The 19,557-nt window shown below is 70.8% G+C and carries 4 protein-coding genes; all 4 read left to right on the forward strand.

Features of this window, described 5'->3' with window-relative positions:
• Positions 1-6,791, forward strand: a 6,791-nt coding sequence (locus tag ABWY06_RS23485) for a non-ribosomal peptide synthetase (protein ID WP_353928015.1), incomplete at its 5' end; no start/stop codon positions are given.
• Positions 6,788-10,288 (forward strand): non-ribosomal peptide synthetase, encoded by a 3,501-nt coding sequence (locus ABWY06_RS23490; protein ID WP_353928016.1) that lies wholly within the window; start codon positions 6,788-6,790, stop codon positions 10,286-10,288. The genes ABWY06_RS23485 and ABWY06_RS23490, both read left to right, overlap by 4 nt.
• Positions 10,285-18,579: a non-ribosomal peptide synthetase gene (locus ABWY06_RS23495; RefSeq protein ID WP_353928017.1), complete on the forward strand. Its 8,295-nt coding sequence runs from the start codon at positions 10,285-10,287 to the stop codon at positions 18,577-18,579. Before ABWY06_RS23490 ends, ABWY06_RS23495 begins: the two co-directional genes overlap by 4 nt.
• Positions 18,576-19,538: a TauD/TfdA family dioxygenase gene (locus ABWY06_RS23500; protein WP_353928018.1), complete on the forward strand. Its 963-nt coding sequence runs from the start codon at positions 18,576-18,578 to the stop codon at positions 19,536-19,538. Before ABWY06_RS23495 ends, ABWY06_RS23500 begins: the two co-directional genes overlap by 4 nt.
• Positions 19,539-19,557: the final 19 nt, after the last annotated feature.

Genomic DNA, 19,557 nt, shown 5'->3' on the forward strand with positions numbered 1-19,557 from the left:
CGCAGCCGGGCGCCGAGCTGCAGCCGGCCGGGCTGCGTGCCGCGCTGGCCGCGGTGCTGCCGGACTATATGGTGCCGACGGCCTATGTACGGCTGCCGCGCCTGCCGCTGACCGCCACCGGCAAGCTCGACCGTCGCGCGCTGCCGGTACCGGATGACCAGGCCGTGCTGCAGCGCGATTACCAGGCGCCGGAGGGCGCGCTGGAGCAGGACCTGGCGCAGCTCTGGTCGCAGCTGCTGGGGGTGGAGCGGGTCGGCCGCCAGGACCATTTCTTCGAACTGGGCGGCCACTCGCTGCTGGCCATTCGCCTGATCTCGCAGCTGCGTCAGCGCCTGAACATCGAGCTGCCACTGGCGGCGCTGTTCGCCCATCCGCGCCTGCAGGCGCTGGCGGTGCAAGTGGCGGCGGCCGGGCAGAGCCGCCTGGGCCGCATCGAACCGGCGGACCGCAGCGCTCCCTTGCCGCTGTCCCCGGCCCAGCAGCGCCTGTGGTTCGTCGCCAGCGTCGACGCCCGCGCCAGCCTGGCCTACCACATCCCCGTGGCCGTGCGGCTGCGCGGCCAGCTGGACCGGGCGGCGCTGCAGCACGCGCTGGACCGTATCCTCGAACGCCACGAGGCACTGCGCACCCGGGTGGTCCTGCTCGAGGGCCGGCCCTGCCAGGTGATCGATCCGCCGCGACCCTTTGCACTGCCGATACAGGAGGCGCGCGACCTGCCACCAGGTGGCCTGGAGGCGTTATGCCAGGCGGCCGCGGCCGAACCCTTCGACCTGGCGGCCGGGCCGCTGGTGCGTGCACGGCTGCTGTGCCTGGCGGACGACGACCAGGTGCTGCTGCTGACCCTGCACCACCTGGTGGCCGATGGCTGGTCGCTGAGCCTGCTGATGCGCGAATGCGCGGCGCTGTACCGGGCCGCCCGCGAGGGCCAGGCCGATCCCTTGCCGCCGCTGGCCCTGCAGTACGCCGACTACGCCGTCTGGCAACACCAGGGGTTGCAAGGCCCACGCCTGCGTCAGCAACTCGAGGCCTGGGCGCAGCAGCTGCGTGGCGCACCCGAGCGGGTCGACCTGCCCAGCGACCGGCCGCGCCCTGCGCTGCAGGACTACCGGGGCGCGAGCCTCGCGGTCAGCCTGGACGCAGAGCTCAGCCAAGGCCTGAAGGGCCTCGCCCAACGCCACGGCGCGACCCTCTACATGACCCTGCTGGCGGCCTGGGCGGCACTGGTGGCGCGCCTCAGTGGCCAGGCGCAGGTGGTGATCGGCAGCCCCCATGCCGGGCGCAACCGGGTCGAGGTCGAGCCGCTGATCGGTCTGTTTATCAATACCCAGGCGGTCAAGATCGACCTGCAGGGGGCGCCAACGACCGCCAGCTTGCTGGCCCAGGTGCGCGAGACCACCCTGGCCGCCCAGGCGCGCCAGGAGGTGCCGTTCGAGCGCCTGGTCGAGGCACTCAATCCGTCGCGCTCCATGGCCCATCACCCGGTGTTCCAGCTGATGCTGGCGTGGCACAACACCCCGCCCGTGGACCTGCACCTGGACGGCCTGGCCGTCGAGCGGGTCGACAGTCTTCCCGCCAGCGCGCAGTTCGAGCTGGCCCTGGACCTGGAAGAGCAGGGCGAGGGCATAGTCGGCCGGCTCAACTACGCCACCGCGTTGTTCGACGCGCCCAGCGTGGCGCGGCATTGGCGCCAGCTGCAGGCGCTGCTGCGCGGCATGTTGGCCGACGACCAGCAGCCGCTGGAGCGCATCGACCTGCTCGACAGCGCCGAACGCCAGCAGCTGCTGCAGGGGTTCAACCCGGTGCCGCTGGCGGCGACCGAGGAAGGCCTGGTGTACCAGGGGTTCGAGCACCAGGCGCGGACCCGGCCGGCGGCCACCGCGCTGTCGTACGAGGGCCAGACGCTCAGTTATGCCGAGCTCAACCGGCGCGCCAACCAGCTCGCCCACTACCTGCGTGAGTACGGGGTACGTCCCGACGATCGCGTGGCCCTGTGCCTGGAGCGCGGTATCGACGCACTGGTGGCGTTGTTGGCCACGCTCAAGGCCGGTGGCGCCTACGTGCCGCTGGACCCGGCCCAGCCCGATGCGCGCCTGGCTTACCTGCTGCAGGACAGCGCGCCGCGGCTGCTGCTGACCCAGGCCGCGCTGCTGCCCCGGCTGCGCCTGCCGCCGAGCTGCGCGGCGCTGCTGCTCGACAACCACGCCGGCGCCCGGCGGCCCTGGGCCGACGGCCCCGGGCACGACCTGGCGGCCGCCGAGGTCGGCTTGCAGGCCCGGCACCTGGCTTATGTGATCTACACCTCGGGCTCCACCGGCGAACCCAAGGGCGTGATGGTCGAGCACCGGCAACTGGTGGCGCAGCTGGCCGCGTTGCAGCCGCTGTACAAGGTGGGCCCGGACGACCGGGTGTTGCAGTTCAGCGCGCCGGGATTCGATGTGGCCCTCGAGGAAATCTTCGGCGCCCTGCTGCACGGCGCGACCCTGGTGCTGCGCAGCGACGCCTGGCTCGACGAGCCGCGGCACTGGTGCCAGCTGTGCGCCGAACAGGGGCTGACCCTGGTCAACTTGCCTACCCTGTTCTGGCAGCGCCTGGCCCAGGCCCCGGAGGTCAGCTTGCCGCCCCGCTTGCGGCAGATCGTGATCGGCGGCGACGCGGTCAGCGCCGCGGCACTCGAGGCCTGGTGGCAGCGCCCGGGCCACCGTCCGGCCCTGGCCAATGCCTACGGCCCCACGGAAACCACCGTCAATGCCAGCGTGGCCCGCTGCGCCCCCGACGACAGCCCGGCCAGTATCGGCCGGCCACTGGCCTGCAGTCGCCTGTACGTGCTCGACGGTCAGGGCCAGCCGGTGCCGTTGGGGGTGGTCGGTGAGCTGCATATCGGCGGCAGCGGAGTAGCGCGCGGCTACCTGGGACGTCCGGCCCTGAGTGCAGAACGTTTTGTCCCGGACCCCTTCGCCGGGACAGCCGACGCGCGCATGTACCGCAGCGGCGACCTGGCGCGCTGGCGCGCCGACGGCAGCCTGGAGTTTCTCGGCCGCAACGATTTCCAGGTCAAGCTGCGTGGCTATCGCATCGAATTGGGCGAGGTCGAGGCGCAACTCAGGGCATTGCCCGGGGTGGCCGAGGCAGTGGTCCTGGCCCGCCCCGACGAGCTGGGCGAGCCGCGCCTGGTCGCCTACCTGGTGGCAACGGCGGACGGCGAGCTGGAACCGGCGGACCTGCGCGCGCAACTGGCCGAACGGCTGCCGGCCTATATGGTGCCGGCGGCCTATGTGCGGCTACCGGCCTTGCCGCTGACGGCCAGCGGCAAGCTCGACCGCCAGGCGTTGCCGGCACCCCAGGACCAGGCGCGGGCGCAGCGGGCTTATGCGGCGCCGCGCGGCGCCCTGGAGCAGCGCCTGGCGCAGCTCTGGTCGCAGTTGCTGGGGGTCGAACAGGTCGGCCGCGATGACGATTTCTTCGAACTGGGCGGCCATTCATTGCTGGCCATCCGCCTGATTTCGCAGCTGCGCCAGCAGCTGGACCTGGAGTTGCCGCTGACCACGGTGTTCGCCCAGCCACGCCTGGCGGCGCAGGCCGCGCAGCTGGCCGAGGCCGAGCAGAACCGCCTGAGCGCCATCGAGCCGGCCGACCGCAGCCAACCCTTGCCGCTGTCCCATGCCCAGCAACGCCTGTGGTTTGTCACCCGGATCGACGCCCATGCCGGGCCCGCCTACCACATCCCCGGTGCCCTGCGCCTGCGCGGACCGCTGCATCGGTCGGCCCTGCGCGCGGCGGTGCAGCGCATCGTCGAACGCCACGAGGTGCTGCGTACGCGTTTTGTCAGCCACGAGGGGCAGGCCTGCCAGGTGATCGACGTTCCGGGCGCGCTGCGGTTGGAGGAGCGCGACATCACCGGCGTCGGCGCAGCCGAATTGCAGCGGATTTGCCGCCAGGAGGCCGCCGCGCCCTTCGACCTGGAGCGCGGGCCGCTGATCCGCTGCCAGCTGTTGCGCCTCGGCGAGGAGGACCATCTGCTGCTGCTGACCCTGCACCACATCATCGCCGACGGCTGGTCGCTGAGCGTGCTGGCGCGGGAATTTTCCAGCCTGTACCGGGCCTTTTGCCGGGGCCAAGCGGACCCCTTGCCCGCGCTGGCCATCCAGTACGCCGACTATGCGTCGTGGCAGCGCCAGTGGCTGCAGGGCCCGTTGCTGCAGGCGCAGTTGCAGTACTGGGTCGGGCAGTTGCAGGGCCTGCCGGCGCTGATCGCGCTGCCCACCGACCGGCCGCGCCCGGCCAGCCAGGACTACCGCGGCGCGACCTTCGCGGTCGAGCTGGATGAGGCACTCAGCCAGGGCCTGCGGGCGCTCGGCCAGCGCCATGGCACGACGCTCTACATGACCCTGCTGGGCGCCTGGGCGGCGCTGCTGGCGCGGCTTAGCGGGCAGACCCAGGTGGTGATCGGCAGCTCGGTGGCGGGCCGCAACCGCGCCGAGTTGGAGCCGCTGATCGGTTTTTTCGTCAACACCCAGGCGCTGCGCTTCGACCTCGAGGGTCCGCTGGAGGTGACGCAGTTGCTGGCCCAGGCCCGGCGCGTCGCCCTGGCGGCGCAAAGCAACCGCGATGTGCCCTTCGAGCAGGTGGTGGAAGCGCTGAACCCGCCGCGCTCGATGGCCTATAACCCGATCTTCCAGGTGCGACTGGCCTGGCAGAACACCCCCGAGGCGCGCCTGGAACTCGACGACCTGCAGTTCGAGAGCCTGGGCAGCAGCGCCGGCAGCGCGCAGTTCGACCTGTCCCTGGACCTGGAGGAGTCCGGTTCGCGCATCGTCGGCCAACTGAACTACGCCAGCGCGCTGTTCGACGAGGCCAGCGTGCGCCGCCACTGGCAGCAGCTGCAGCGGCTGCTGCGGGCCATGGTCGCCGATGACCGGCAAGCGCTGGCCGGCATCGAGTTGCTCGACCCCGCCGAGCGTCAGCAGCTGCTTCAGGGTTTCAACGACAGCCGCCGCGAGTATGCCGGCGAGCCGCTGCTGCACCGGCTGTTCGAGCGCCAGGCCGAGGCACGGCCGCAGGCCACCGCGCTGGTGTTCGACGGCCAATCGCTCAGTTATGCCGAGCTCAACCGCCGCGCCAACCAGCTGGCCCATCACCTGCGCGCCCAGGGGGTACGCCCCGACGACCGTGTCGCGCTGTGCCTGGAGCGTGGCTTCGAGCAGGTGGTGGCGCTGTTGGCCACGCTCAAGGCCGGCGGCGCCTATGTGCCGCTGGACCCGGTCCACCCGGACGCGCGCCTGGCCTACCTGCTGCAGGACAGCGCGCCACGCCTGCTGTTGACCCAGGCCCGGCTGCGGCCGCGCCTGCGCGAGCCGGCCGGCTGCACCACCTTGCTGCTGGACGCTGCGACCTGGCACGGATCGCCCTGGGCCACCGCGTCGCCGCACGACCCACTGCCGGCCGAGGTGGGCCTGGACGCTTCGCACCTGGCCTACGTGATCTACACCTCGGGTTCGACCGGCCTGCCCAAGGGGGTGATGGTCGAGCATCGCCAGGTGCTGAATTTCCTCCATGGGCTGGAGGACGTCGTCTACGGCGCCCAGGCCGACTGCCAGCGAGTGGCCTGGAACTCGTCCCTGGGTTTCGACATGGCGGTCAAGGCCTGGGGCCAGCTGCTCCGCGGGCGGACCCTGTTCCTGCTGTCCGAGCCGACCCGCCTGGATGCCGAGGCCTTGCTCGACTTCCTCGAACGCCATGCCATCGAGGCGATGGAGTGCACCCCCTCGCACCTGCGCATGCTGATGGCCGCCGGCTTTGCGCAGCAGCGGCCGACCTCGTTGCGCCTGCTGTTGCTGGGCGGCGAGGCCCTGGACAGCGCCACCTGGCAGGCCCTGACGGAGGTCCGCGGAACCCGTTTCATCAATATGTACGGCCCTACCGAATGCAGCGTCGACGCGCTCTGCGGGCCGGTCGAGGGCGCGCTGCCGAACGTCGGGCGGGTGATGCCCAATGCCCGTGTCTACCTGCTCGATGCGCAGTACCAGCCGGTGCCGTTGGGGGTGGTCGGCGAGCTTTATATCGGCGGCGCCGGGGTTGCCCGCGGTTACCTCGGCCGCGAGGACATGACCGCGCAGCGTTTCCTCCCCGACCCGTTCGTCGAGGTGGCCGGGGCGCGCCTGTACCGTACCGGCGACCTCGGCCGCTGGCGCGCCGATGGCTGTCTGGAGTACCAGGGCCGCAACGATTTCCAGGTGAAGATCCGCGGTTTGCGCATCGAGCTGGGTGAGATCGAGGCCCAGTTGCTGCAGCTGGCCGAGGTACGCGAAGCCCTGGTGCTGGCCCGCCAGGACAGCCCGGGCGAGCCGCGCCTGGTCGCCTATGTGGTGGCACGGCAGGGCGCGACGCTGGAACCGACCGTGCTGCGCACGCAGCTGGCCGAGACCTTGCCGGACTACATGCTGCCGAGCGCCTTCGTGACGCTGGCGGCCTTGCCCTTGACCGCCAATGGCAAGCTCGATCGCCAGGCGCTGCCGGCGCCCGAGGCGCAGGCGCTGGCGCAGCAGGCCTACGAGGCACCGGGCGACCTGATCGAACAGCAACTGGCCGAGTTGTGGCGCGAGCTGCTCGGGGTGGCGCGGGTCGGCCGTCAGGATAATTTCTTCGAGCTCGGCGGCCATTCCGCCCTGGCCATCCAGTTGATCCAGCGTATGGGCGAGCAGCAGCTGCAGGTCGACGTGCAGATGATTTTCAACGCGCCGACCCTGGCCCATCTGGCGAGCGCAACGGTGCAACTGGAAGAGGTGCTGCTATGAGTGCGCAAGCGCTATTGGAGGAACTGGATGGCCTGGGCCTGGAGTTGCGGGTCAAGGATGACAAACTCGCGGTGCTCGGCGACACGCGCCTGCTGGCCGATGCACGGCGGATGGCCGCGCTGCGCACCCACAAGCAGGCGCTGATCGGCTTGCTGCGCCAGCGCGAGGGCGGCGATCCGCTGCACTACCGCATCGCCCCGGGAACCCGGCAGATCACCCCGCAGATGCTGCCGCTGGTGCAGCTCTCGCCGAGCGAACTGGCGGCATTGCTGGGTGCGATTCCCGGCGGTGCGGCCAATGTGCAGGACATCTACCCCTTGGCGCCACTGCAGGAGGGCCTGCTGTACCACCATCGCCTGCAGCGCGAGGGCGATACCTACGTGGTGCCGACGCTGCTGCGCTTCGACAGCCGCGCGCGCCTGGAGGCGTTCGTTCAGGCGCTGAACCAGGTTATCGCCCGTCACGACATACTGCGTACCTCGGTGCATTGGCAAGGCCTGGCGGAACCGCTGCAAGTGGTCTGGCGCGAGGCGCCGCTGCTGCTGCAGACCGAGACACGGGCACCCGGCGAGTCGGCCCTTGAACGCCTGCAACAGCTCACCGAGCCGCGGGTGCTGCGCCTGGACCTCGGTCAGGCGCCCCTGCTGCGGGCGCTGGCCTGCGACGAGGGTGACGGCCACTGGCTGCTGCAACTGCTGCATCACCACTTGATCATGGACCACCGCTCCAGCGAACTGCTGGTGCAGGAAGTGCTGGCCATTCTGCAGGGACGTGGCGCCGACCTGCCGTCACCGCTGCCGTTTCGGGCGCTGGTGGTGCATGCGCGACGGGGCCTGTCGACGGCCGCCCACGAAGCCTATTTCCGTCGGCAACTGGGGGATGTCGACGAACCCACGGCGGCCTTTAGTTTGTTCGATCTGCAGGGCGATGGGTCGACGGTGCAGCGGCGCGGGGCACACCTGGGGCGGGCACTGGCCGGGCGCCTGCGCGAGCAGGCGCAGGCGCGTGGGGTCAGTGCGGCGAGCCTGTTCCACCTGGCCTGGGCCAAGGTGCTGGCCTGTGGCAGCGGCCGTGACGACCTGGTGTTCGGCAGCGTGCTGTTCGGTCGCCTGCACGGCGGCGCGGCGGCCGATCGCGCGTTGGGCCTGTTCCTCAACACCCTGCCGCTGCGCGTGCGCCTGGGGCAGGACAGTGTCGAGCAGGGCCTCAAGCGCACCCATGCAGCCCTGGCTGAACTGCTGCACCACGAACACGCGCCACTGAGTCTGGCGCAACGCTGCAGCGCGCTGCCGGCGGATCGGCCGCTGTTCACCAGCCTGCTCAATTACCGCTACAGCCATGCCGGCGGCGACCGCCTGCTGGAGGGCATCGAGCACCTGGGGGGCGACGACCGCACCCATTATCCCCTGAGCGTCGATATCGACGACCTGGGCGATGATTTTCTGCTGACTCTGCATGTGGCACCCCCCGCGGATGGGGCCCGCCTGCTGGCCTTTACCCAGCAGGCGGTGACGCAGCTGGTCGAGGCCCTGGAACAGCGGCCCGACCTGCCGCTGAGCCAGCTGGACGGCCTGCCCGAGGCCGAGCGCCAGCAAGTGCTGCAGGGCTGGAACGCCACCGCCGGTATGCGGCTGGAGTCCGTTTGCCTGCACCAACTGGTCGAGGCCCGCGTGGTGTCCATGCCCCAGGCGGTGGCGGTGGAGCAGGGTGGGCGGCAGCTGACCTATGCCGCGCTCAATGCCCAGGCCAATCGGCTGGCCTGGGTGCTGATCGAGCAGGGGCTGCGACCGGACGCGCTGGTGGCGCTGCATGGCCACCGCAGCCCGGACCTGCTGATCGCCATGCTGGCGGTGCTCAAGGCCGGTGGCGCCTACCTGCCGCTGGACCCGGACGCCCCCCGGGAGCGCCTGGCGCTGTTGCTGCGCGACAGTGCCCCCGGTTGGCTGATCGGCTGGGATGCCTGCCTCGCCCCCTGGGTCGCGGCGCCGGATGGCGGCCCGCGCCTGGTCGACCTGCGCGACGCGGCCGTGCAGGGCCGGGCGCCGCGCGACGACAACCCGGAGCCGCTCGCCCTGGGGCTGCACCCGGGGCACCTGGCCTACCTGATCTACACCTCGGGGTCCACCGGGCGGCCCAAGGGGGTAATGGTCGAGCACCGCGCGGTGGTCAACGAGGTCAGGGCCTTCGCCGATGCCCTCGGCCTGCACGGCGGGGACCGGGTGCTGCAGTTCGCGGCGCCGGGTTTCGACGTTTCGGTGGAAGATATCTTCGCCACCCTGGCCCGGGGCGCCACCCTGGTGCTGCGCAACCAGGACTGGCTGGTGGGCGGGGCCGGCTTCTGGGCGCTGTGCGAAGGACACCGTATCAGCGTGCTGAACCTGCCGACCCAGTTCTGGGGGCAATTGGCGCAGGCCGATGCCCGGGTACCGGCCTGCGTGCGGTCGTTGGTGATCGGCGGCGATGCCCTGGGCGAGGCGGCGTGGCGCGCCTGGTTTGCCGGCGCGGGCTGGCGGCCGGCGTTGTACAACGGCTACGGGCCCACGGAAACCACGGTGACCACCAGCCTGCTGCGTTTGCAGGGCCACGCGGATGAATGGCGCCGGATCGGCGGGCCGCTGGCCAACACGCGGTTCTATGTGCTGGACAAGCAACGCCAGCCGGTGCCGATCGGCGTGGCCGGCGAGCTGTATATCGGCGGCGCGCAGCTGGCGCGCGGTTACCTGAACCAGCCGGAACTGACCGCCGAGTGCTTTCTCGAGGACCCCTTCGTGCCGGGCGAGCGCCTCTACCGCACGGGCGACCGGGTCAGCTGGCACGGCGACGGCAGCCTGACCTACCTGGGCCGTGAGGACTTCCAGGTCAAGGTCCGCGGTTACCGCCTGGAACTGGGCGAGCTCGAGGCGCAGTTGCTGCGCCTGGACGGGGTGGCGCAGGCCGTGGTGGCGGTGCGCGAGGAAGCGCCCGGCGACCAGCGCCTGGTCGCCTATCTGGTGCCGCAGCCCGGGTCGGTGCCACAGCCCGCCGCGCTGCGCGCGCAACTGGCGCAGTGGCTGCCCGACTATGCCGTACCGGCCGCCTATGTGTGCCTGCCCCAGTTGCCGCTGCTGGCCAGCGGCAAGCTGGACCGTCGCGCCTTGCCCGTGCCGACGCCCGACGCCTTCGCCCGCCAGGCCTACGAGGCGCCGGTGGGCGAGGTGGAGGTGGAGCTCGCGCGGATCTGGCGCGGCTTGCTGGGCACCGAAGAGGTGAGCCGGCATGACAGCTTTTTTGCCCTGGGTGGCCATTCGTTGCTGGCGGTGCAACTGCTCGAACAGCTACGCCAGCGCCACTGGTCCATCGACATTCGCGCGTTGTTCGCCCAACCGGCGCTGGCCGCCATGGCGGCGGCCGTCCAGCGCGCACCCACCCCCATCACTGACGCCATGCCCCGCAGCGCCATCCCGGACGCCTTTGCGGCCTTGGCTTTGGACAATGATATCGAGGAGCTCAGACTGTGACCGCAGAAGCCGTGAGTGTGCAAACCCAGGACGCGTCCGCCCTGATCGAATGGCTCGAGGCACGCCAGGTCGAGGTGCGAGTGGAACAGGGCGAACTGGTGGTCAAGGCGGCCCGCGGCCTGCTGACACCGGACAAGGTCGCCTCGCTGAAGCGCCACAAGCAGGCGCTGCTGCAGTGGGCGGAGGGGCTGGCGGATGCGCCGCCGGGTGCCACGGCCGCGGCCGCTGCCCGGATCACCCCCGAGATGGTGCCGTTGGTGCGCCTGGACCAGGCGCAGATCGACCGTATCGTCGAGGCCACGCCAGGCGGGGTGAGCAATATCCAGGACATCTACCCGCTGGCGCCGTTGCAGGAGGGCATTCTCTTCCATCACCTGTTGCAGCAGGAGGGCGACGCCTACCTGACCCAGTCGCTGATGAGTTTCGCCAGCAAGGCCCTGCTCGACCAGTTCGCGCTGGCCATGGAGCAGGTCATCGCCCGCCACGACGTGCTGCGCAGCGCGGTGCACTGGGACGGCCTGAGCGAACCGGTGCAGGTGGTCTGGCGCCGGGCGCGGCTGCAGATCGAGGAACTGCAGTTCCCCCACGGCGACGTGCAGGCGCAACTCTGTGCCCATGCCGACCCGCGCCGTCTGCGCCTGGACGTGCGGCAAGCGCCGTTGCTGCGGGGGTTCGCGGCCTTCGATGAAGCGGGGCAGCGCTGGTTGTTGCAGCTGCTCTACCACCACCTGGTCATGGACCATATCAGCCTGGAGCTGCTGGTCGAGGAAGTGGCGCTGCTATTGCAAGGTCGCGACCAGCAGCTGCCCGAGCCCGTGCCGTTTCGCCACTTCGTCGCCCAGGCGCGCCTGGGCAGCAGCGAGGCCGGCAGCGGCGGGGCCGAGCACCAGGCGTTTTTCCGGCAGATGCTCGGTGACCTGGATCAACCCACCGCGCCCTTCGAATTGCTCGAAGTGCAGGGTAGCGGCGCCAACACGGTCCAGGCCAAATTGGTGCTGGACACGGCGCTGGCCGCGCGCCTGCGGCGGCTGGCGCGTGGGCGGGAAGTGAGTCCGGCGAGCCTGTTCCACCTGGCCTGGGCCCAGGTGCTGGCGCGGTGCAGCGGACGCGACGACCTGGTGTTCGGCACCGTGCTGTTCGGCCGGCTGCAGGGCGGGCCCGGTGCGGACCGGGCCATGGGCATGTTTATCAATACCCTGCCATTGCGCCTGCGCCTGGCCGGGCAAACGGTCGAACAGGGCCTGCTGCAGACGCACCAGGCGCTGATCGAGCTGCTGCGCCACGAGCATGCGCCGCTGAGCCTGGCGCAGCGCTGCAGCGGCCTGCCGGCCAACACGCCGCTGTTCTCGGCCCTGCTGAACTACCGCTACAGCCCGCAGGAGCAGCCGGCCAATGGCCAGGTGATCGCCGGCATCCAGCACCTGGAAAGCCGGGACCGCACCAACTACCCCTTTGTGCTGCACGTCGACGACCGCGGCCAGGGCTTTAGCCTGACCGCCGAGATCGTCGACAGCCTGTCGGCCGAGCGTATCGCCAGCTTTGTCCTGCAGGCGCTGGAGGCCCTGGTCGATGCGCTGGAGCAGGCGCCGCGTACCCCGCTCCAGGCCCTGGAGGTGCTCCCGCTCGGCGAGCGCGAGCAATTGCTGGCGGGGCTCGGCAGCGGGGCGCGGCAGCCCCGCGCGGGCACGCTGGTCCACCGGCAGTTCGAGCGCCAGGTGGCCCGCACGCCTGAGGCTGTGGCGCTGGAGTTCGAGCATCAGCGCATCAGCTACCGCACGCTGAACGAGCAGGCCAACCAGCTGGCCCATCACTTGCGTGGCCTGGGGGTTGGCCCGGACCAGCGGGTGGCGGTCTTTCTGGAACGCGGGCCGGGCCTGGTGCTGGCCCTGCTGGCCACGCTCAAGGCCGGGGGCGCCTATGTGCCGCTGGACCCGGCGCACCCCCGCGAGCGCCTGGCGCAAATGCTCGAGGACTGCCAGCCACTGGCGCTGCTGAGCCAGCCCCGGCTGGCCGAGCGGCTTGCGCCGCCGGCGGGCTGTGTCGGGTTGCTGCTGGACCAGCTGCCCTGGGAGCAGGGCCCCTGGGCCGGGCAGCCGCGCGACGACCTGGAAACCGAGGCGCTTGGCCTCGACCCCGACCACCTGGCCTATGTGATCTACACCTCCGGCTCCACCGGGGTACCCAAGGGCGTCGGCATGCCGCACCGGGCCCTGGTCAACCTGTTGGCGTGGCAGCAGCAGGTCTTGCCCGAACCGGCGCGGACCCTGCAATTCGCCGCACCGGGTTTCGACGTGGCCTTCCAGGAAATCTTCTCCACCCTGGTGGCGGGGGGCACCCTGGTGCTGGTTGACGAGACCCAGCGCCAGGACCTGTCCAACCTGGCCGACTGGATCGGCCGGCACGCCATCGAACGTCTGTTCCTGCCCTATATCGCCTTGCATACCCTCAGTGAGCTCTGGGCGCAGCAGGGCACCGCGCTGTCGGCCTTGCGCGACCTGATCACCGCCGGCGAGCAACTGCGCATCACGCCGGCCATTCGCCGGTTGTTCGAACAGACCGCCGCGCGGCTGCACAACCACTATGGGCCGACCGAAAGCCATGTGGTCTGCGCCCATACCCTGAGCGGGCCCGCGGCCGACTGGGAGGACTTGCCGCCGATTGGCCGGCCGATCGACAACTGCCGGATCCACCTGCTCGACGCCCAGCGCCAATTGGTGCCGCTGGGCGTGGCCGGTGAGCTGTGCATCGGCGGAACCGCGGTGGCGCGCGGTTACCTGCAACGCCCGGAGCTGACCGCCGAGCGCTTCGGCGAGGATCCGTTTTTCGCCGGCGAACCCTTGTACCGGACCGGCGACCTGGCCCGCTGGCGCGCGGACGGCACGCTGGAGTACCTGGGACGCAACGATTTCCAGTTGAAGGTCCGTGGCTACCGCATCGAACCGGGGGAGGTCGAGGCCCAGCTGTTGCGCCTGCCGGGACTGCGCGAGGTGGCCGTGGTGGCGCGCGAGGACGTGCCCGGCGAGCCACGCCTGGTGGCCTACGTCGTGGTTGACGAAGGGGGCGAGGCGCCCGACCCGGCCGTGGTCCGCGCCCAGCTGAGCCAGGTGCTGCCGGCCTATATGTTGCCGGCCGCCTTTGTCGCCCTGGCGGCGCTGCCGCTCACGCCCAACGGCAAGCTGGATCGCCAGGCGCTGCCGGCGCCGGAAGGCCAGGCCTTCAGCCATCGCGGTTACGAAGCCACGATCGGCGACATCGAAACCACCCTGGCGCGGATCTGGTCGAGCCTGCTGGGCGTCGAGCAGGTCGGCCGCCAGGACAATTTTTTCGAACTGGGCGGCCACTCGTTGCTGGCCATGCGGCTGATCTCGCAATTGCGCCAGCAGCTGGGCATCGAGTTGCCGCTGGCGGCGCTGTTCACCCATCCGCAGCTGGCGGACCTGGCCCAGGACGTGGCCGAGGCCGGCCAGCACCAGCTGACCGCGATCCTGCGCGCCGACCGCTCGGTGCCGCTGCCGCTGTCGTTCGCCCAGCAGCGCCTGTGGTTTATCGCCCGGGTCGACCCCGAGGCCAGCAAGGCCTACCACATTCCCGACGCGGTCCGGCTCAGCGGCCCGCTGGACCGGTCGGCCCTCAAGGCGGCGCTGGACCGCATCGTCGAACGCCATGAGGTGCTGCGCACGCGTTTTGTCGGTATCGGCGGCGTGCCGCGCCAGGTGATCGACGCGCCCCGCGGCTTTGCCTTGCGTCAGCGCGACCTGCCCGGGGCCAGCGACGCCGAGCTGGCGCGGATCTGCGCCGAGGAGGCCGCGGCGCCCTTCGACCTGGCCCGCGGTCCGCTGATCCGCGGCCAGCTGCTGTGCCTGGGCGAGGAGGACCATGTGCTGCTGGTGACCATGCACCACATCATTTCCGATGGCTGGTCCCAGGCGCTGCTGACCCGCGAGTTCGCCACGCTGTACCCGGCGCTGCGCGACGGCCAGGGCGATCCCTTGCCCGCGCTGGCGATCCAGTACGCCGACTACGCGGCCTGGCAGCGCCAGTGGCTGCAGGGGCCGTTGCTGCAGCAGCAGCTGCAGCAGGCCGTCGAGCGGCTGCGCGGCGCGCCGAGCCTGCTCGACCTGCCCACCGATCGTCCGCGTCCGGTCTTGCAGGACTACCGTGGCGCGAACCTGGCGGTGGATCTGGGCGTCGAGCTCAGCCAGGGCCTGCGCGCCCTCAGCCAGCGCCATGGCTGCACCCTGTACATGACCTTGCTGGCGGCCTGGTCCGCCGTGCTCGCCCGCCTGAGCGGCCAGCAGCAGGTGGTGATCGGCAGTTCCTACGCGGGTCGCAACCGGGTCGAGGTCGAGCCGTTGATCGGCTTTTTCGTCAACACCCAGGCACTGAAGCTCGACCTCGGCGCCGGCCCGAACGTCAAGGCGTTGCTGGCCCAGGCCCGCGAAGTCGCCTTGCAGGCCCAGCGCCTGCAGGACGTGCCGTTCGAGCGGTTGGTGGAGGCGCTCAACCCGCCCCGTTCGCTGGCCCATCAGCCGTTGTTCCAGGTCATGCTGTCCTGGCACAACACGCCCAAGGGCTCGCTGCAGCTGCCGGGGCTGCAGGCGCAACGCCTGGGCGACGAGCCGGACAGCGCGCAGTTCGAGCTGTCCCTGGAGCTGCGCGAGGAGGGCGAATCGATCGTCGGCCAGCTGAACTACGCCACCGCGCTGTTCAACCCGGCCACCCTCGCGCGGCACCTGGGCTATTTGCGCGCCATGCTGCAGGCCATGGTCGAGGACGACAGCCAGCCCGTGGCGCGCATTGCCTTGCTCGACGCCCGCGAGCGCGAGCTGCTGCTGCAGGGTTTCAACGACAGCCCCGCCGCGCTGCTGCAGGACCCGCTGCTGCACACCCGCTTCGAGCGGCAGGCGGCGGCCCAGCCGGAGACCCTGGCCCTGGTCCATGCGGGGCAGAGCCTGAGCTACGCCGCGCTCAATGCGCGGGCCAACCAACTGGCCCATCACCTGCGTGCACTGGGTGTCGGCCCCGACCAGCGGGTGGCGATCTGTGCCGAACGCGGCCTGGACCTGCCGGTCGCGCTGCTGGCGACGCTCAAGGCCGGTGGTGCCTATGTGCCGTTGGATCCGGTGTACCCGGATGCACGTCTGCAGCAGATGCTGCGCGACAGCGGCGCGCGGGTGCTTCTGACCCAGCGCGCGCTGGGCCCGCGCCTGCACCCGGCGCCGGACTGCGCGCGGCTGCTGCTGGACGACGCGTCCTCGACCCAGGGCGCCTGGGGTGGGCAGCCGACCGACAACCCCACGCCGGCTGCGGTCGGCTTGCAGCCCTCGCACCTGGCCTATGTCATCTACACCTCCGGTTCCACCGGCACGCCCAAGGGGGTGATGGTCGAGCACCGCCAGGTGCTGAATTTCCTCGAGGGCCTGGAGCTGCATGTGCACGGGCTGCAGCCGGACTGCCGGCGCATCGCCTGGAACTCCTCCTTCGGCTTCGACATGGCGGTCAAGGCCTGGGGCCAACTGCTGCAGGGTCGCACCCTGTACCTGGTGCCCGATGCCACCCGGCTCAGCGCCCAGGCGTTGCTGGCCTTTCTCGAGGAGCAGCGGATCGAGGCGCTGGAGTGCACGCCGTCCCATTGGCGCCTGCTGCAGGACGCCGGGCTGCTCGACGGCCGGGCGCCCGCCCTGCGCAAGGTATTGCTGGGCGGCGAGGCGCTCGATGGCGCCACCTGGAACAGCCTGGCGGCGGATGACAGCCGGCTGTTTTTCAATATGTACGGGCCCACCGAGTGCAGCGTCGATGCCAGCTGCGCGCTGATCGACGGGCGTCTGCCCCACGCCGGACGGGTCATGCCCGGCGCGCGCATTTACCTGCTGGACGCCGAGCGCCAGCCAGTGCCATTGGGGGCAGTCGGGGAAATCCATATCGGTGGGGCCGGGGTGGCGCGCGGTTACCTGGACCGCGAGGCGTTGACCGCCGAGCGATTCCTGGCGGACCCGTTCGTCGCCACGCCAGGCGCGCGCCTGTACCGCACCGGCGACCTTGGCCGCTGGCGCGCGGACGGCAACCTGGAAGTCCTGGGTCGCAACGATTTCCAGGTCAAGCTGCGCGGCTTTCGCATCGAACTGGGGGAAATCGAAGCCCAGTTGCTGCTGCAGCCGGGAGTGCGCGAGGCGGTGGTGATCGCCCGCGAGGACCAGGCGGGCGAACCGCGCCTGGTGGCCTATGTGGTCGCGCAGGCGGCGCTGGAGTCGCTGGACCCGGCCGCCTTGCGTGCCGGCCTGGCCGAACGGCTGCCCGAGCATATGTTGCCGGTGGCATTCGTGACCCTGCCAGCCTTGCCGTTGACCGCCAACGGCAAACTCGATCGCCGCGCGCTGCCCGCGCCGGAGGGCCAGGGGTTGGCGCTGCAACGCTACGAGGCCCCCGAGGGCGCGCGCGAGCAGGTGGTCGCCGCGCTCTGGTCGCAGTTGCTGGGGGTCGAGCGCATCGGCCGCCACGACAACTTCTTCGACCTCGGCGGCTATTCGCTGATGCTCTTCCAGGTGATCGAGGGGCTCAAGGAACACGGCTACGAGGTGGCCCTGCAGGACGTGCTGCAAGCTCAGAAACTCAGTGCCCTGGCGCAGGTGCTGAGCCGCGCCGAGGAGGCGCTGGCGGCCCACCCGCAGTGGCTGGTGTTGCGCAAGGGCGGCGCCCGGCGGCCGTTGATCTTTATCCACGAGCCGAGCGGCGAGGTGCTGTCCTACGAGCGCCTGACCCGCGTGCTGGACCCGGAGATCGGTGTCTACGGCATCCGCGCGGACCGCCACGGGGTGGGTGCCGACAGCACCCATGAGGCGCTCGCCGAACATTATGTGCAGCTGATTCGCCAGGCACTGCCGGACGGCCCCTACCGCCTGGCGGGGTGGTCCGCCGGCGGCGCGCTGGCCTATGAAGTGGCGCGGCAGTTGATCGGGCAGGGCCAGTCGGTGGAGTTCCTCGGCCTGATCGACAGCTGGCACCACGGCGAACACGACCGGGGCGTCTCGGCCTTGGGCCTGGACGACAAAAAGCTGCTGTTGGTCGCGTTGATCGAGTACTACGGTTACAAGCTGCAGGAGGAGCAGATCGCCCATCTGATGCAGGCGCCCGACCTGCCGGCGGCGGTCGAGCGGGCCCGATCCGCAGGCTGGTTGACCAAGGAACTGAGCGGCGAGGAGGTCGAGGCGCGGGCACAGCTGTGGTTCGACCTGCGCGCCGCCGCGCACCGCTATCATGCCCAGCCGGTGGACGTCCCGGCCCACCTGTTCAGCGCGCTGCCGGCCGAGCCGGCGGACCCCTCGAACGGCTGGGGCGCGCTGCTGGGGCGGCGCCTGACGGTGCATCCGGTCGGTGGCGATCACTGGAGCATCATGATGGATCCGCGCTGGGCCACCCGCGTCGGTCATTTGATCGACGCGACCCTGGCCAGGATCGACGCCGCGACGCCACCGCCCGATGCGCCGTTGCACCCCTCGGCCGTGCTGATCCGCAGTGGCGGCGCAGGGGCCAGCAGGGTCTTCTGCATCCCCGGCGCCGGGGCTAATGCCACCTCACTGCTGCCGCTGTGCAGTGGCTTTGCCGGTCCCACCCGTTTTATCGCCTTGGAGGCGGCGGGCCTGCTCGACCCGTCGGCTGCGGTGCACAGCGTGCAGGACACCGCCGGGGCCTATGTCCGGGCGATCCAGTCGATGCAGCCACAGGGGCCCTACCACCTGCTCGGCCATTCCTTCGGCGGCTGGATCGCCCTGGAAGTAGCCCGTCAGCTGTTCGAACAGGGCGCCGCGGTGGCGCCGGTGGTGCTGCTGGACACCCAGGCACCGCGCGAGCAGGGCCATGGCGGGCGCAGCGAGGCCCTGGGCGAATACCTCAAGCTGATGGAGCTGACCGCGGGCGCCAGCCTCGGGCTCGACCTTGAGGCGCTGGCGGCGCTGGATGAAAGCGCCCAGTGCCAGCGCCTGTTCGAGCGGATGAAGCAGGCCGGAGTCTTGCCGGCCAGCGCCCGCCTGCGGGACATCGCGCCGGTCATCGAGCTGTTCTGCCGCCAGTGCGCCATGGGTTATCCCGCCGAGCAGCCGTTCGCTGGCCTGCCGCTGCTGCTGCGCGCCACGTCGCGCGCCGACGGTGACGATGACCTGCAGCGCTGGCGTCGCCGCGAACCGGGGGTCCGGGTGGTCGAGGTCGAGGGCAGCGATCACCTGTCGATCCTGCAAGCGCCCCATGTCGAGCGCCTGGTCGAGGTGATCGGCCAACACTGGTACCTGGCGCCATGAGCGCCTTCGACGAGGGACGGCTGATGGCCAATCCGGCGGCTGGCCAGGACCTGGAGTTTCCGCTGCGGGTGCAGGTCGACCTGGCCGAGTCGCAGTGGCGGGCCTGGCTGGAAACCCATCGCGTGGCATTGCTGGAACGCCTGCAACAGGTCGGGGCGGTCCTGTTGCGCGGCTTGCCCCTGCGCAGCGCGGCGGACTTCCAGCAGGCGGTGGCGTTGCTGGCGCCGCGGCTGCGCGGCTATGCCGGCGGCACCTCGCCGCGGCGCCAGGTGGTCGAAGGGGTGTACACCTCCACCGAGTACCCGCCGCACCTGGAAATCCCCCTGCATAACGAGATGGCCTACAGCGCCCGCTGGCCGCAGCGGCTGTTCTTCTTCTGCGCCCAGGCGGCGGCCCAGGGCGGGGAAACCCCGGTTGCCGACTCGCGGCGGATCCTGGCGCGGCTGCCGCCGGCGCTGGTCGAGCAGTTCGAGCGGCGCCAGCTGCTCTACGTGCGCAATCTGGCTTCGGCCGAGTCGCGCTACAACGCCTGGACCCAGGCCTTCGAAACCACCGACCCGGCGCAGGTGGAGGCGACTTGCCGGGACCTGGACATCGATTTTCAGTGGCAGCCGGGGGGAGGCCTGCGCATCCGCGAAGTCCGCCCGGCGTTGCGGGTCCATCCGCAGACCGGCGAGCGGGTCTGGTTCAACCAGGCTCACCTGTTCCACGCCTCCAATACGCCGTTGGCCAGTCAGGTCAGCGCCCACATCGAGCGCGGCCTGCCGATGGCCGCCTATTACGGCGACGGCGGGCGCATCGACAACGACAGCCTCGACCGCGTGCGTGCGGTGCTGCGTGCCGAGCGGCATCTGGTGCCTTGGCAAGCGGGCGACCTGCTGCTGCTGGACAACCTGCTGGCCGCCCATGGCCGCATGCCCTTCGAGGGGCCGCGGCAGGTACTGGTGGCCATGGCCTAAACCCGTGGACCGCGCTTTT

This window comes from Pseudomonas sp. (assembly GCF_040514055.1).
GTDB lineage: Bacteria > Pseudomonadota > Gammaproteobacteria > Pseudomonadales > Pseudomonadaceae > Aquipseudomonas.